Annotated in this window: 15 protein-coding genes; 8 read left to right on the forward strand and 7 right to left on the reverse strand. The window is 65.9% G+C overall.

The window, feature by feature from the left end; genetic code table 11:
• The first annotated feature begins 57 nt into the window (after window positions 1-57).
• From V9K97_RS07865 to V9K97_RS07875, 3 genes are read left to right on the forward strand one after another with little or no spacing between them, the layout of a single operon-like run.
• Entirely contained in the window at window positions 58-1545 is a 1488-nt protein-coding gene (locus tag V9K97_RS07865; RefSeq protein ID WP_337317378.1) for an FGGY family carbohydrate kinase, read from the forward strand.
• Window positions 1542-3305, forward strand: a complete 1764-nt coding sequence (locus V9K97_RS07870) for a glycerol-3-phosphate dehydrogenase/oxidase (protein WP_337317380.1) — start codon at window positions 1542-1544, stop codon at window positions 3303-3305. Before V9K97_RS07865 ends, V9K97_RS07870 begins: the two co-directional genes overlap by 4 nt.
• Before the next feature lie 20 nt (window positions 3306-3325).
• Entirely contained in the window at window positions 3326-4063 is a 738-nt protein-coding gene (locus V9K97_RS07875) for a GntR family transcriptional regulator (protein WP_274708928.1), read from the forward strand.
• A gap of 10 nt (window positions 4064-4073) precedes the next feature.
• Here the strand turns inward: V9K97_RS07875 and V9K97_RS07880 are convergent, their stop codons facing one another.
• Window positions 4074-4967, reverse strand: a complete 894-nt coding sequence (locus V9K97_RS07880; RefSeq protein WP_337317382.1) for a DMT family transporter — start codon at window positions 4965-4967, stop codon at window positions 4074-4076.
• Window positions 4968-5020: 53 nt separating this feature from the next.
• Window positions 5021-8137, reverse strand: a complete 3117-nt coding sequence (gene uvrA, locus V9K97_RS07885; protein WP_337317383.1) for an excinuclease ABC subunit UvrA — start codon at window positions 8135-8137, stop codon at window positions 5021-5023.
• Window positions 8138-8310: 173 nt separating this feature from the next.
• Between uvrA and ssb the strand changes: the two genes are divergently transcribed.
• Both ssb and wrbA read left to right on the forward strand, forming a co-directional pair.
• Complete coding sequence (ssb, locus tag V9K97_RS07890) at window positions 8311-8862, forward strand: single-stranded DNA-binding protein (RefSeq protein WP_337296522.1); 552 nt, start codon at window positions 8311-8313, stop codon at window positions 8860-8862.
• Between the two features lie 211 nt (window positions 8863-9073).
• On the forward strand, window positions 9074-9673 hold the full coding sequence (gene wrbA / locus V9K97_RS07895; protein WP_337317385.1) for an NAD(P)H:quinone oxidoreductase: 600 nt from the start codon (window positions 9074-9076) through the stop codon (window positions 9671-9673).
• 31 nt (window positions 9674-9704) lie between these two features.
• Here wrbA and V9K97_RS07900 read toward each other — a convergent pair whose 3' ends face one another.
• Entirely contained in the window at window positions 9705-10616 is a 912-nt protein-coding gene (locus V9K97_RS07900) for a LysR family transcriptional regulator (protein ID WP_337317386.1), read from the reverse strand.
• A 101-nt stretch (window positions 10617-10717) separates the two neighbouring features.
• Here V9K97_RS07900 and V9K97_RS07905 point away from each other — a divergent pair, with 101 nt between their 5' ends.
• Together V9K97_RS07905 and V9K97_RS07910 are read left to right on the forward strand one after the other, a co-directional pair.
• Complete coding sequence (locus V9K97_RS07905) at window positions 10718-11620, forward strand: pirin family protein (RefSeq protein WP_337317388.1); 903 nt, start codon at window positions 10718-10720, stop codon at window positions 11618-11620.
• Window positions 11617-11745, forward strand: a complete 129-nt coding sequence (locus V9K97_RS07910; RefSeq protein WP_337317389.1) for a hypothetical protein — start codon at window positions 11617-11619, stop codon at window positions 11743-11745. Before V9K97_RS07905 ends, V9K97_RS07910 begins: the two co-directional genes overlap by 4 nt.
• 50 nt (window positions 11746-11795) lie before the next feature.
• Here the strand turns inward: V9K97_RS07910 and V9K97_RS07915 are convergent, their stop codons facing one another.
• From V9K97_RS07915 to V9K97_RS07930, 4 genes are read right to left on the reverse strand one after another with little or no spacing between them, the layout of a single operon-like run.
• Window positions 11796-12752: a zinc-binding dehydrogenase gene (locus V9K97_RS07915; protein ID WP_337317391.1), complete on the reverse strand. Its 957-nt coding sequence runs from the start codon at window positions 12750-12752 to the stop codon at window positions 11796-11798.
• A gap of 38 nt (window positions 12753-12790) precedes the next feature.
• Entirely contained in the window at window positions 12791-13564 is a 774-nt protein-coding gene (locus V9K97_RS07920; RefSeq protein WP_337317392.1) for an SDR family oxidoreductase, read from the reverse strand.
• A gap of 10 nt (window positions 13565-13574) precedes the next feature.
• Window positions 13575-14009, reverse strand: a complete 435-nt coding sequence (locus V9K97_RS07925; RefSeq protein ID WP_337317394.1) for an ester cyclase — start codon at window positions 14007-14009, stop codon at window positions 13575-13577.
• 22 nt (window positions 14010-14031) lie between these two features.
• Window positions 14032-14808, reverse strand: coding sequence for an SDR family NAD(P)-dependent oxidoreductase (locus V9K97_RS07930; protein WP_337317395.1), 777 nt, complete (start codon window positions 14806-14808; stop codon window positions 14032-14034).
• 309 nt (window positions 14809-15117) lie between these two features.
• Between V9K97_RS07930 and V9K97_RS07935 the strand changes: the two genes are divergently transcribed.
• Window positions 15118-15561, forward strand: coding sequence for a DoxX family protein (locus V9K97_RS07935; RefSeq protein ID WP_337317397.1), 444 nt, complete (start codon window positions 15118-15120; stop codon window positions 15559-15561).
• Window positions 15562-15613 lie beyond the last annotated feature (52 nt).

Consider the following 15613-nt stretch of genomic DNA (forward strand, 5'->3'; position numbering starts at 1 on the left):
ATAACTAGGGGAAACGCTACTGGCGAGTCGCTTTCAAGTCGCAGAAGCTGTTATGACATGAAGCCAAACATATTGATCGGCGTCGACATGGGCTCGAGCAGCCTGAAGGCGCTGGCCCTCGAAGCTGCGAGCGGCCGCACCGTTGCGTTGTCCCGCATGCCCCTGCCGCACGACCGGCTGGCCGGCGGCGGCTGCGAGGTGGGCGCACCTGCCATCCGCGCCGCGCTGACGCATGTGCTGCGCGATGTTGCCCAACAGCTCGGCCCGCGCACGGCCGAGGTTCGCGCCATGGCCTGCACCGGCCACGGCGCCGGCCTCTATGCGCTCGATGCCGACAACCAGCTCGCGGGCGGCCGCGCCGTTGCATCGACCGACCAGCGTGCCGATGCCCGGGCGCGCGCCCTCGCGGCAAGCCACGGTGCGCAGTTGTTCGAAGAGGTGGGCTGCAGCCCCTGGCCCGGGCAGCCGACGGTAATCGCCGCCGAGTTGCTGGGCGCCGATGCCGTGCAGCGCGGTGAGCTGCGCCGCCTGCTTTTCGCCAAGGACTACCTCGGCTTTTTGCTCACCGGCGAGATTGCCACTGACGCGAGCGATGCAAGCACTGCCGGGCTGGTGTCGCTCGCCACCGGCAACTGGTCGCAGGCGGCCTTCGATGCATCGGGCATTGCGGAGCTTGGCGCACATGCCTTCGGCCCCATCGTGCCGAGCGGCACCGTCATCGGAAAACTGGGGCCTTCGGAGGCGGCGCTGTGCGGGTTGCCCGCGGGCATTCCGGTGGCGATGGGCGCCATCGACCTGCTCGCCTCCATGACGGCGATTGGCGCGGAAGCGCGCGGCCACTCGGTGTCGGTGTTCGGCACATGGTGCGTCAATGCCGTCATCGGTCCGGTGCTCGAGCCCAAACCCCCCGTCGCCGCCATCGTGAATTTCGGCCGCACCAACGAGCGGCTCTACATGGAGAACAGCCCCTCCTCGATGGCCAACATCGCCTGGCTGGCCGGCGTGCTCGCACTGCCCGATTCACGCGCGGTGGTCGATCTGGCCATGACGGTGCCGCTCGGCGCCGGCGGCCTGCGCTTTGTGCCCTTCGTCAACGGAGGCGGTGGCGTGACCGCCGGCTTTGTCGGTCTCAAGAGCCATCACACACGCGCCGACATGGCGCGTGCCGTGGTCGATTCCGTTGCGGCACTGCATGCGCGGCACACGGCGCGCCTTGCCGCGGCCGGCCTCGCAGTCGGCGAGACGACGGTGCTCGGCGGCGGCGCGGGCGATGCACGCCTGGTGCGCCTGCTGGCGGCCTTTCTTGGCCGCCCGGTCGAGCGCTGCGCAGACGACGAGACCGGCGCGCGCGGCGCCGCAATCTACGCAGCCATGTCGCAAGGCCTCGACGACGCAGCCCAGGGCAGCCCGTTGCTCGCGCCCTGCGAAGTGATCGAACCCAATGCACGGGACGCCAGCGCCCATGCGGATTTCAACGCCGGTTTCAACGAACTGATCGACAGCATGTCACCTGTATTCACCCACCTTGCGGGAGGCGCGAAATGAGCGCCTGGCAATTGCCCTTCGTGCGTCCCGCCTCGCTGGCGGGGCGGCATTTCTCCACCGTGATCGTGGGCGCCGGCATCAACGGCGTCGGTGTGTTCCGCGACCTTTCGCTGCAGCGCGTCGATTGCCTGATCGTCGACAAGGGCGACTTCGGCGCCGGCGCCAGCAGCGCGCCTTCACGCATGATCCACGGCGGCCTGCGCTACCTGGAGAGCGGCAGCTTCTCATTGGTGGCCGAAGCCACGCGCGAACGCAACCTGCTGCTGCGCAATGCGCCGCACCTGGTGCGGCCGCTCAAGACGGTGGTGCCGCTCGCCAACTTCTTCGGCGGGCTGATGAGCAGCGCGCTCAAGTTCTTCGGCCGCACACCGCCGCAGCGCACACGCGGGCTCCTGGCCGTGGCGCTGGGCCTGCGGCTCTACGACCTGCTGGGACGCCGCCAGCGCGTGATGCCGGGGCACCGCATCGGCCGCGTGCCGTCGGCCGACCGCGGTTTGTTCCGCGCGGCCATCCGCTGGACCGCCACTTTCTTCGATGCATGGATCAGCCATCCCGAATGGCTCATCCTTGAGCTCATCGGCGATGCCTGCCGCGACCAGCCGCGCTCCGCTGCCGCGAACTACTGCCGCGTGATGGGCTGCGCGGGCAACATCCTCACGCTGCGCGACGAGATCACCGGCGCACTCGTGCGCGTGACGGCCGACACCGTGGTGAACGCCACCGGTGCATGGCTCGACCGCAGCGCGGCGGTGCTCGGCGGTGCCGGCCCGCGCGTGATGGGCACCAAGGGCTCGCACCTGGTGCTCGACCACCCGGCGCTGCGCGACGCGCTCGACGGCCGCATGGCCTACTTCGAGGCGGTGGATGGGCGCGTGTGCATCGTCTACCCGTTCCTGGACCGCGTGCTGGTGGGCTCCACCGACATCCCGGTGGAAGACCCGGACCAGATCGTCACCGAGCCGGCGGAGGTCGACTACCTGATCGATGTGCTGCGCGAGGTGTTCCCCAACATGGCCTTCGGCCGCGGCGACGTGGTCTACACCTACGTGGGCGTGCGGCCGCTTGCGCGCTCCGATGCGGACAAGCCGGGCCAGATTTCGCGCGACCATTCTGTCGTGGTCGATCCGCCGAATGCGACGCGCGACATTGCCATCGTCGGCCTGGTCGGCGGCAAGTGGACCACCTTTCGCTCGCTGGCCGAAGAAGCCACCAACGAAGTGCTGCAGCTGCTCGGCCGCTCGCGTACCGCATCGACCGAGCTGCTGCCCATTGGCGGCGGTGCGGAACTGCCCGCCGATGCAGCGGCGACCGACCGTTTCATCGAGAAGATGATGGCGGCCTCCGGCATGGGCCGCGCGCGCGCGCTGAACCTGCTGGCACGCTACGGCTCCAAGGCGCTGCCGCTGGCGCAGCGCCTTGCGGCGTCGGGTGATGTGCCGCTCGCGCATGCGCCGGATTATTCGGCGGCCGAGCTGTCGTACCTGTGCCTTGAAACCGGCGTGGTGCACCTGGACGATCTCGTGATTCGCCGCACGCTGCTGGCCATTCGCGGCCTGGTCACCGACGCAGCCCTGGCCGAGATTGCGGCTATTGCAGCCGAGGCGCTGGGCTGGGACGCTGTGCATGCCCATAACGAGCTGTGCGCCTGCACCACGGCGCTGCGCGAGCGGCACAACGTACGCCTTCATGCCGTGCCGGCAGGCGAACAACCTTCTTTCGATGCATCATTGATGGCCAACCCAGTGCTTGGCCAAGCCTAAAAGTGAACAGTCCCAACGACATGTCGACCGTACTCGACCGCAACTCCGAATCGCCGCTGTGGGCGCAGTTTCGCGACACCATTCGCCTGCAGATCCTGCAAGGCGTGCTGCCCATCGGCGCCAAGCTGCCGTCCGAGGCGGAACTGGGCGAGCAGTTCGGCATTTCGCGCATCGTGGTGCGCGAGGCACTGGCCGACCTGGTGCGCAACAACCTCATCTACAAGATCAAGGGGCGCGGCGCCTTTGTGTCGGCACGCGAGCGCGACGAAGACTTTGTTTCCACCGTGCTGGGCTTCTCCGACGAGATGGAGCGCAAGGGCCGCTCGGTGCGCACGCAGATCCTCATGCAGGAACTGCGCGCGCCCACTGCGCAAGAGGCCGCGTCGCTGGGCCTGGCCGACGACACGCAGGTGGTGGCGCTCAAGCGCCTGCGCAGCGTGGACGGCGAGCTGCGCCTGCTGGTCGAAACCGTGGTGCCGGCCGACCTGGCCCCCGGGCTGCACCGCGCACGCCTGGAAGACCGTTCGCTGTACGACGTGCTGCGCCGGCAATACGGGCTGCGCCTGGTGCGCGCCGAGCGCTGGATCGATGCGGTGCTGCCCGATGCCGAAACCTGCAAGCTGCTCGACCTGCCGCAGCCCGAGCCGCTGCTGCGCATCGAGTCGATTGCCTACGGCGCCAACGGGCGGCCGCTGGAGCACTACCGCGCGCTGCACCGCTGCAAGACGAGCCGGCTGCACGTGCAGACGACGACCTGAGCCGTCTTCGTCAGGCCTTGGCGGCGGCGCTGCGCGAAGGCCAGAGCACCGAGGCAATCGCCACCATCATCAGCGCGACGGCCACCCAGTCCTGCCAGTGGACGACCTCGCCGAGCCACACCGCGCCGCTGAACACGCCGAGCACGGGAATGAACATCACGCTCAGCGTCGATGCCACCGGCGGAAGGCCGCGCGCCAGGTAGAACCACGCCGCGTGTGCAAAGCCGAAGATCAGCACCGCGTTGTAGAGAATCGAACCCCAGGTCACGGGGCCGGGCCAGCGCCACTGGTCGCGCTCGAAGAGAAAAGTGAGCACCGTCATCACGACGGCCGTCATCGCCGTCATCCAGAACGAAAGCGTGAGCGTGGGCAGCCCGATGCGCGTGTGCCGCAGCAGCTGCGTGCCCAGCGCCCATGTGGCGGCAGCCGCCAGTGCGAGCGCGACGTAGCCGGGCCGCCCCGCAAAGTCGGTGAGCTCGTGCCAGAGCAGCAGGCCCACGCCCACCGCGCAGGCACCCACGCCGATCCATGCGCGCCGCGTGAGCACGGCAGAGAACAGCACTGCGCCGATCACCGCCGAGAACACCGGCATCGTGTAGCCGAGGATTGCCGCGCGCCCGCCAGAGAGCGCCTTCACCGCAAGAATGATGCAGGCATGCCAGACGAACATGTTGGTGGCGCCCAGCCACACCAGTTCGGGCCATGCGCTTCGCGGCACGCGAAAGGGCACCTTCATCCACACCAGCGCGAGGCCCAGTACCGGCAGGCCGAGCCAGATGGAAATGGCGCGGAACGCGAGCGGCGGATAGTCCGCCACGCCGATTTTCATCACGGGCCAGTTGAGGCCCCATGCAAGGGTCAGGAGAACGAGCAGGACGAACTGGCGCGGCGTGAAGGAAGGCATGGGCCGCGATTGTGGCGCGGCTTGCGCATTCGTGCAGGGAGCCGGTGCGGCTACTACAGCAGCCGCTTGAGGTAACGCCCCGTGTGGCTGGCTTCATTCGCGGCGATATCTTCCGGCGTGCCTTCGCCCACCACCGTGCCGCCGCCCGCGCCACCCTCCGGGCCCATGTCGATCAGCCAGTCGGCCGTCTTGATGACGTCCAGGTTGTGCTCGATCACCACGATGGTGTTGCCCGCGTCGCGCAGCTGGTGCAGCACTTTCAGCAGCAGCTCGATGTCGGCAAAGTGCAGGCCGGTGGTCGGTTCGTCCAGGATGTAGAGCGTGCGGCCCGTGTCGCGCTTGCTGAGCTCCAGCGCCAGCTTCACGCGCTGCGCCTCGCCGCCCGAGAGCGTGGTGGCCGACTGGCCGAGCTTGATGTACGAAAGGCCCACGTCAAGCAGCGTGCGCAGCTTGCGCTCGATGGTCGGCACGGCCTTCAAGAATTCGTGCGCCACCTCGACCGTCATCTCGAGGATCTGCGCGATGTTCTTGCCCTTGTACTGAACCTCGAGCGTCTCGCGGTTGTAGCGCTGGCCGTGGCACACCTCGCAGGGCACGTACACGTCGGGCAGAAAGTGCATTTCGACCTTCACCACGCCGTCGCCCTGGCAGGCTTCGCAGCGGCCGCCCGCCACATTGAAGCTGAAGCGGCCCGGGCCGTAGCCGCGTTCGCGCGCGGTGTTGGTCTCGGCCATCAGCTCGCGAATCGGCGTGAACAGGCCCGTGTAGGTGGCCGGGTTGCTGCGCGGCGTGCGGCCGATGGGGCTCTGGTCGACATTGATGACCTTGTCGAAATACTCGATGCCCTCTACCGACTCGTGTGCGGCCGGTTCTTCGTGCGCGCGGTACAGCGTGCGCGCCACGGCGGTGTAGAGCGTGTCGTTCACCAGCGTCGACTTGCCCGAGCCCGAAACGCCCGTCACACAGGTGAGCAGGCCGACCGGAAAGGCCACGCTCACGTTCTTCAGGTTGTTGCCGGTGGCGCCGACCACGCGGATTTCCTGCAGATCGGTCTGCGAGGCGAGGTGCGCCGCTTCGCGCGCGGCGCGCCGCTCGGCCGCGGGGCTCGGCGGAAAGCGCGAGGCCTTCTTGCCTTCGTTGAAGGCAGGCTTCTTCACGACCGGCAGCCAGGCGGTGCGGTGCTTGGGCACTTCGATCTTCTTCGTGCCCGACAGGTACTGGCCGGTGAGCGAATCGGGGTTGGCCGACACCTCGGCATAGGTGCCCTGCGCCATCACGCGGCCGCCGTGCACGCCGGCACCGGGGCCCATGTCGATCACGTGGTCGGCGGCATGGATCATGTCTTCGTCGTGCTCGACCACGATCACGCTGTTGCCGATGTCGCGCAGGTGCTTCAGCGTGCCGATGAGGCGGTCATTGTCGCGCTGGTGCAGGCCGATGCTCGGCTCGTCGAGCACGTACATCACGCCCGTAAGGCCGGAGCCGATTTGCGAGGCCAGGCGAATACGCTGCGCCTCGCCGCCCGATAGCGTCTCGGCGCTGCGGTCCAGGCTCAGGTAGTTCAGGCCCACGTCGTTCAGGAACTTCAGGCGCAGGCCGATTTCGCGCACCACCTTGTCGGCAATGTCGGCCTTGGCGCCGCGCAGCTTCAGGTTCTGGAACCAGGCGAGCGAATCGCGCAGCGTGAGATGGCTCAGTTCGAAGATCGCCATGCGCGGCGGTTCGCCGCCATCGGCAGGGCGATTGGCCTCGTCCACCAGGAACACGTTGCGCGCCTCGGGCCGGAGGCGCGAGCCGCCGCAGTCGGGGCAGGGCTGCAGGTTGCGAAAGCGCGCAAGGTCTTCGCGCACCATCACCGAATCGGTCTCGCGGTAGCGCCGCGTCATGTTCGGGATGATCCCCTCGAAGGGGTGCTTTTTCGTGAGCTTCTTGCCCGCGAAGTTGCCCGACTCCATGGTGTAGTTGAATTTGATCTCTTCGGCCGCCGAGCCGTGCAGCAGCACCTGCTGCACCGAGGCGGGCAAGGATTCGAAGGGCGCGTCGACGTCGAACTTGTAGTGCTTCGCGACGCTCTCGATCATGCTGAAGTAGTAGCTGTTGCGGCGGTCCCAGCCCTTGATGGCGCCACTGGCCAGCGAGAGCGAAGGGAAGGCCACCACGCGCGCCGGGTCGAACACCTCGCGGTGGCCGAGGCCGTCGCAGCTCGGGCAGGCGCCCACGGGCGAGTTGAACGAGAAAAGGCGCGGCTCCAGCTCCGACAGCGAGTAGTGGCAGATCGGACAGGCGAACTTGGCGTTGAACAGGTGCTCCTTGTCGGGCGCGCCCTCCGTGCCCAGCTCCAGCGCAATGGCGCGGCCTTCGGCTAACCGCAGCGCCGCCTCGAAGCTCTCGGCCAGGCGCTGCTGCATGTCGGGGCGCGCGCGCAGGCGGTCGATGACCACGTCGATGTCGTGTTTCTCGGTCTTTTTGAGCTTGGGCAGGTCGTTGTATTCGTAGGTCTGCCCGTCGACCCTGAAGCGCACGTAGCCCGCGGCCTGCATCTCGGCGAAGAGTTCGAGGAACTCGCCCTTCTTCTCGCGCGCCACGGGCGCCAGGATCATCAGGCGCGGCTCATTGGCAATGGCGAGCGTGGCATCGACCATCTGCGACACCGTTTGCGCCTGCAGCGGCAGGTGGTGCTCGGGGCAGTAGGGCGTGCCGGCGCGCGCATAAAGCAGGCGCAGGTAGTCGTGGATCTCGGTCACCGTGCCCACGGTGGAGCGCGGGTTGTGGCTGGTGGCCTTCTGCTCGATGCTGATGGCGGGCGACAGGCCCTCGATCACGTCGACGTCGGGCTTGTCCATGAGCTGCAGGAACTGCCGCGCATAGGCCGAGAGGCTTTCCACGTAGCGCCGCTGCCCTTCGGCATACAGCGTGTCGAAAGCCAGGCTCGACTTGCCCGAGCCCGACAGGCCGGTGATCACCACCAGCTTGTTGCGCGGAATGTCGAGGTCGACGTTCTTCAGGTTGTGGGTGCGCGCACCACGGATGCTGATGCGCTGTTGCGCAAGCACCGCGCCTAGGTAGGTGTCGCGTTCGAGTCGCGCGTCGCGTGCGCTCTCCTCGTTGGCGGCGATGTCTTCAATGGCTTTGGAATTCAAGGGGGCGATCGTCCGAGGGCAACCGGACATGATAGTCCGAGCGGCATTTCATGGCGAGGGGGCGGGTTGAGGCCGGTTTCATGAGGCGCTCCTCGGCCGGTGCTTCCGGGGCGCCAGGCGGCGGCACCCGGGCGGCCGCCATCGGGCACAATGTCGGGTTCTACTTTTCCTTCTCCTCCATCTACTTATCAGGGGCAGTGCATATGGCATCGGTCAATAAAGTCATCGTCGTCGGCAACCTGGGGCGCGACCCAGAAATGCGTACCTTCCCGAGCGGCGACCAGGTCGCGAACGTCACCGTGGCCACCACCGATCGCTGGAAAGACAAGCAAAGCGGCGAAATGCGCGAAGCCACCGAGTGGCACCGCATCGTTTTCAACGGCCGCCTGGCCGAAATTGCCGGCCAATACCTGCGCAAGGGCTCGCAGGTGTATGTCGAAGGCAGCCTGCGCACGCGCAAGTGGACCGACAAGGACGGCATCGAGAAATACACCACCGAAATCCGCGCCGACCAGATGCAGATGCTGGGCAGCCGCCAGGGCCAGGGCGGCCCGTCGGGCGGTCCGGAGGACGACGGCGGTTATTCGCAGGGCGGCGGCGGCGGTGGCGGCTACTCGCAAGGCGGCGGTGGTGGCGGCGGCTACGCCCCCCGTGCACCCGCCGCGGCACCGCGCGCTCCTGCGGCGGCGCCGCGCCAGGCTCCGGCCAAGTCTTCGTCGGGCTTCGACGACATGGACGACGATATTCCGTTCTGAGCCGACTTTCGGATCTTTGAACAAAGGTCGCCTCACCCGAGGCGGCCTTTTTGCATTTGCAAAGCGGATCTTGCGCAAACCGTGCCATGACCTATCGATGAAGACGATACTTTCCATCGAAAATTAAAGGCTGTTTTGATGGCTGTTGCAAAGCTATTCTTTGTGCACTGCAACTCGCCGAGTTGCCTAAAACGCAAAGGAGCTTCATCAAATGGCCAAGATTCTTGTTCTCTATTACTCGTCCTACGGACACATCGAAACCCTCGCGCAAGCCATTGCCGAGGGTGCCCGCAGCACCGGCGCACAAGTCGACGTCAAGCGCGTTCCGGAAACCGTGCCGGAAGCCATCGCACGCAACGCTCATTTCAAGCTGGACCAGGCCGCACCCGTGGCAACGGTCGCCGAGCTTGAGAACTACGACGCCATCGTGGTCGGCACGGGTACCCGGTTCGGGCGGATGTCCTCGCAGATGGCGGCATTCCTGGATCAGGCGGGCGGCCTCTGGGCGCGGGGCGCGCTGAACGGAAAGGTTGGAGCTGCATTCACGTCGAGCGCCACGCAGCACGGCGGCCAGGAGACGACGCTGTTCTCGATCATCACCAACCTGCTGCACTTCGGCATGACCATCGTCGGGCTGCCCTATAGCCATGCGGGCCAGATGAGCGTGGACGAGATCGTTGGCGGCGCGCCTTACGGGGCTACCACCGTCGCGGGCGGCGACGGCTCGCGGCAGCCCACGGCCATCGACCTGGCCGGTGCCCGGCACCAGGGCGAGCTGGTGGCCCGTACGGCGGCCAAGCTGCACGGCTGAGGCCGGAGAAGGCGCGTCGCGGGGCGCGGAGTCAGCTGCGACGGGACAACTGGCCCGCATCCCGCAGCTGCTCGAGGAACCACCTGCCAGCCGGTCCGGGAGGCATGTCCTTCCTGTAAACGGCGAGCATTGCGATGGGAGGTGTCTTGGGGTGGAACATCTCGAGCGTGATCGGCACCAGCGCGCCGGCTTCCAGGTCGGCGCGCACCATTGCGGCGGGCATGTGCCCCCAGCCGAAACCGGCGCGCAGAAACGCATGCTTTGCGCCCAGATCGGCCAGCTTCCAGGTGAGGGCGGAAAACACGCCGAAGCTCTTTCCTTCCGTCATGGCCGTGCGGTCGGTGAGTACCAGCTGCACATGCTGCGACAGTTCGGCCGACGATATCGGCCCCTTGTGATTGGCCAGCGGGTGGAATGGCGCCACCACCGTGAGCATGGGTACATCCAGCAGTTTTTCGGTATCCACGCCTTCCGGCACTGTCGGCATCGAACCCATGATGCCGATACGGCAGCTCCCTTTCAGCACCGGCTGAACCACGGCGCCAAGCGCCTCGACGTAGAGCCTGAGCGGCGTGTGCGGGAATGCGGCGCGAAAGAGGCCCACCGCCGTTGTCAGCGATTCCATCGGATACATCACATCGACGACCACCGAGAGCTCCGGCTCCAGGCCCTCGGCCATGGTGCGGGCCTTGGCCTTGAAGCCGTCCATGCCGGATACCACCCGGCGTGCCTCCGCCAGAAGGGCAATGCCGGCTTCGGTCAACTGTGGATACCGGGCGCTCCGGTCGAACAGCTGAACGTCGATCTGGCCTTCGAGGTTGGCCAGGGTCTGGCTCACGACAGATTGGGCGCGGCGCAGCCGGCGACCTGCGGCCGAGAAACTGCCTTCATCCGCTGCCGCAATGAATGTGCGCAGCTGATCCATGGAAACGCCGTCAAGCATGTATCGCCTCTTTAGATGGTTTGCATCGAAAGATATAGGCTTCGCAGAGGGAAGTCCAGTCCTTAACCTTTGGTCGTTCTACCAACCCAAAGGAAATTCCAATGACCCAGACGACCTTCGTTCCGCCCGCGCCGCAGCGCTCGCCTGCACGCGGCAATCGCCGCGTCGTGGCTCGCACCAACGGGCGCACGCATGGGCCCGTGACACGCCTCGTCAGCCCTTCGGACATCGGAGAGCTGATCAAGCCTTTCGTGTTTGTCGACCATTTCGACATGGTGCCGAAGCAAGGCTCGCTCTTTCCGATGCACCCCCATTCCGGCATTGCAACGGTCACCGTGCTGCTCTCCGGCGATCTGCGCTATGAGGACACCACGGGAGCAGCCGGAACCCTGTCGGGCGGAAGCATCGAGTGGATGCGCGCGGGCAGCGGCGTGTGGCACGACGCGAGCCCGTCGAGCGGCGCCCCCTTCCGCGGCTACCAGGTCTGGGTCGCACTGCCGCCGGAACTGGAAAACGGTCCTGCCTACAGCCAATACCTGCCGCCTGCGGCCGTGCCTGCGATAGGCCCCGCCAGGTTGGTGCTCGGACGCCATGCCGGCGTCCGGTCGCCCGTCGATTCGCCCGCTGGCATCGATCTTCTTCATGTGCGCCTCGGCAGCGGACAGCACTGGCGCTATACGCCGCCAGCTGGCCAGGACGTGGCTTGGGTGCATGTCGATCGCGGCGTGCTCAGGGTGGCGGGCGAGCGCCTCAAGAACGAGTTGGCCGTCTTCGACAGCAATGACGGCATCTTGGAATTCGAAGCAGAGGGCGAGGTCGAATTCGTTCTTGGCTCTGCAGTGAAGCACCCTCACAGCCTCGTGCTGGGCTACTACTCCGTACACACCTCGGTAGAGGCGCTTCGCAGGGGCGAGGCGGAAATCGCACGCATCGGCAGCCGCCTCCGGCATGAAGGGCGCTTGCCGCCCGTGTCGGATGCCAATCTTGCCAGGAGCGTTTCATGAAGTTCTGGAAGTACATCGAGGCACACCACGAAGAACTGGGCGTTGGCCTTTTCATCCTGCCTTGCCTCGTGGTGACCATGGCCGCGGCGGTACTGGCCTTCTGGCTCGGACAACTGCTGCAATAAAAAAGATGCCTGGCCAGGCATCTCTTTTTAGTGATGGGTTGGTGCTGCGTTCAGGGCATCAGCACCAAGGCTCCCGTCTTCGTGCGCGCCGCAATGGCCGCATGCGCCTCGGATGCATCGCGCAGGGCGTACTCCGTAAACGGAACATCGCCCAATACACCAGCCCTGAAAGCATCGAACACGTCGTCCACAGCCTGCGAGACCTGGCCCGCCAGGAAAGGCGCCATCGGGCCGCCGACCATCTTCAGTCCTCGCTTTGCGGCCGCTTCCTTGTCGAAGACCGGCGCGCCGGAGGCCGCGCCAATGGACACGACCACGCCGCCATCCTTGACCGAAGCAAGCGTTGCGTCGAACGTCGACCTCCCGACGAACTCATAGACCACATCGACGCCGCCGGGCGCGATCTCGCGCACCCGCTGCGCCAGGTCTTGCGCATCCGAGGGCAGCACATGGTCGATGGTGCCTTCCAGCGCCTGGCGCTTTTCCGAGCTTCCTGCGGTGCCGATGACCGTGGCGCCGCGCGCCTTTGCCCAGCGCGCGAGCAGGCTGCCAACGCCGCTCGAGGCGCCCTGCACGAGGATCGTCTCGCCGGTTTGCAGCCGGTGGTAGCCGTTCAGCCCGGCCCAGGCGGTCAGGCCCTTGGTTAGAACGGCTGCGATCTGCCCGGCGCCGATGTCGTCGGGCACCGGCACCAATGCACTTGCGCCGATCAGTCGCTCCTGGGTGTAGCTGCCCGGCGCGAGATAGTAGGCAACGCGCTGGCCTACCGCGAGGCCGCCGACGCCCGACCCGATGGCCTCGACGATGCCGACGCCTTCCACGCCGGGAACCGCCGGCAGCGGAACGGGGACGATGCCGCTGCGGAACATCGTGTCGATGAAGTTCACGCCGATGGCCAGGTGACGAAGGCGCACTTGCCCTTCGGACGGGGCGCCGACATCCGGCTGGTTCTCGGCCTCGAGGACTTCGGGGCCGCCGTAGGAATGAAAGCGGATGGTGGTGTTCATGATGACTTTCTGTATTCGAATGGAAAGGTGTTGGATTTTCAGATGACGGCCAGCAGGCCTCCGTCGACCAGCAGGGCGGTTCCGGTGATGTAGCTCGAAAGGTCGGAGCCGAGGAACGCCACCGCATCGCCAATCTCCGAAGGTTGGCCGAGCCGCCTGAGGGGCGTGCGTTGCCGGAAACCCTCGGCCGCTTCTGCAATGCCCGGGCTGGTTCGCAGAAGATGGGTGTCGATGGTTCCGGGAGCAACGGCGTTCACGCGAATGCCATCGGGCCCGAGCGCGTCCGCAAGCGACTTGGCCATCAACACGACGCCGCCCTTGCTCGTTGAATACGCCACCGTGATGCCGGCGCCCGACAACCCGCCCATGCTGGCCATGAGCACGATGCTTCCCTGCTTGCCGTTGGCCTTCATCTGGCGGGCTGCGGCCTGGGCGCTGAAGAGCGTGCCATCGAGGTTGACCGCCATCAGTTTGCGGAAGTCGTCCGAAGAAACATCGAAACCGTCGGCGCGAAGGGTGATGCCCGCATTGGCGACCATCACATCCACTCCGCCGAACGGTGCCGATGCATCGACCAGGGCGTCGACTTCTTCCTTCTTGCTCACGTCGGCCTTGACGAAAGCGGTGGCAACGCCCAGGGCTTCGATCTCCTCGGTGGTCGGCACGCCGCCTTCGCGCGGCTCGCGGCTGATGTCCGAGACGATGACGGCCTTGGCGCCATGCCTCGCGGCATTGACTGCAATGGCGCGGCCGATGCCGCTTGCGGCACCCGTCACCACGACGACCTTGTTCTGCAGGATGTTCGTGTTCATATGGATCTCTTTATTGAGGCAGTGCGTTCAGTTGTTGCAGGACCGAGTACAGGTTGGCAACGCCCCAGTGTTCGGTGATCTTTCCGTCTTGCACGCGCATCGCGTCGACGGTTTCGAAATGGATGGCCTTGCCGGTTGCGGCAACCCCCAGGAAGTCGCCGCGGTGCGTGCCGTGGTACGTCTTGTAGGTTGTCACCACGTCGCCGTCCGCACGCTGCCAATGGATCACGGCATGGAAATCAGGAAAAGCTTCGCGAAGCTTCTTGTAGAGGCCCAGCGCGCCGGCCTTGTCCGGCGTGCAATTCGGTTGCGGGGTGTGATCAAGAAATGCGTCGGAAAAAAGCTCGTCGAACAAGGCCCAGTTGCCCTTGCCTTGAACGTCGTCCGTATTGCGGCGAATGACCGTCTTTGCTGCTTCGCCGATATCGATGTTGATGCTGTTCATGGTGTTTCCTTCGTGATGTGTTTCAGAGTTCGAATCCGCCGATGGTCATTCCGCCGTCCACGACGAGCATCTGACCCATGACGTAGGAGGAGGCTTCGGAGGCGAGCCATACCGCGGCCGCGGCGATCTCTGCGGGCCGGGCACCCCGTTTCGCCGGAATGGCCGACGTGGCCAACCGGGTGAAGCCGGGGTTCTGTGCGCTTGCGGCGGCAACCATGGGGGTTTCGGTCCAGCCCGGTGCCAAGGCGTTGATGCGAAGACCGTGGGCGGCGTTTTCCATTGCCGCAACTCGGGTGAGCCCATGCACGCCGTGCTTCGAAGCGGCATACGCGCTCATGCCGCCTGGCCCGGTCAAGGCCGCGACGGAAGCCGTATTCACGATGGCTCCCCCTCCGGTACGGCGCAACAGCGGAATCTGGTGCTTCATGCCGATAAACACGCTCCTGAGGTTCACCGCGATCACGCGGTCGAAGTCGTCGGTCGGGTAGTCCTCCACGCGGTGCGCCTGGCCCGTGATTCCCGCGTTGTTGAAAGCGACGTCCAGGCGGCCGAAATCCTTCTGCACACGTGCAATCAGGCCGCGCACCTGCGGCTCGTCGGAGACGTCCGCCGTGACGGCAAGCGCTCGCCCGCCGAGCTCGGCGATCAGGCGCGTGGTTTCGTCCAATCCGCCCTGGTTCAGGTCTGCCGCCACGACGGTCGCACCGCGTCCGGCAAATGCCCGGGCGGCCTCGCGGCCGATGCCGGAGCCCGCGCCGGTGACCAGCACCACCTTGTTATCGAAGTCCTTAAGTTCCATCTGCTACTCCTTGGTGTTGTGCAGCTGATTGCTGCATGACCTGAAGAGTAGGGATGGGTGATCGATTGCGATAGCCTATTTGTTTCGATGGAAAGCATCGTCTTGGACGATAAGTTCTGGCCCTCCTGGATCAATATGGACTTGGAGGCGACCTATCGATAAATCAGATCCATTGCATCTAAAAATATAGGCTACTCAGCTACACGAGAAATTCCTAAAGTTCGTCTCAGCGGTCGGAACGCACCGGGCTTGCCTGGCGCACCTCACCGTTCTTTTCACCCTGTCTCGAACTTATAGGAGTCCCTCGTCATGCAATCCACAAACAACGCTTCCATCCTCTCGTCAGCCTCCGTGGCGCCATTCATCGGGCGTCTGCTCATGGCCGCCATCTTCCTGATCAGTGGCGCGGGCAAGCTCATGGCGCCGGCCGGCACCATCGGCTACATCGCATCCGTAGGCATTCCGCTGCCGGAGCTGGCGTACGCCGGCGCGCTTGCCATGGAGCTCGGCGGGGCCCTGCTGCTGGTCGCGGGATACCGCACGCGCTGGGTGGCTGCCGCACTGGCGCTGTTCTCGGTGGTTTCCGCGGTGATCTTCCACAGCGCACTGGGCGACCAGAACCAGTTGTTCCATTTCCTCAAGAACCTCGCGCTGGCCGGCGGGCTGCTGCAGGTGGTTGCTTTCGGCGCCGGCAGTTTCAGCCTGGATGAGAGTCGCGCCGAGCTTCCGGTTGCACTGGGCGCCGCTCGCTGAGGCGCCGGCAAGCGGCTGGCGGGCCCGCTTGTTGTTAGGATTTCGGGTCTTC

The organism is Variovorax sp. CCNWLW186, from assembly GCF_037203865.1.
In the GTDB taxonomy this organism is placed as follows: domain Bacteria; phylum Pseudomonadota; class Gammaproteobacteria; order Burkholderiales; family Burkholderiaceae_C; genus Variovorax.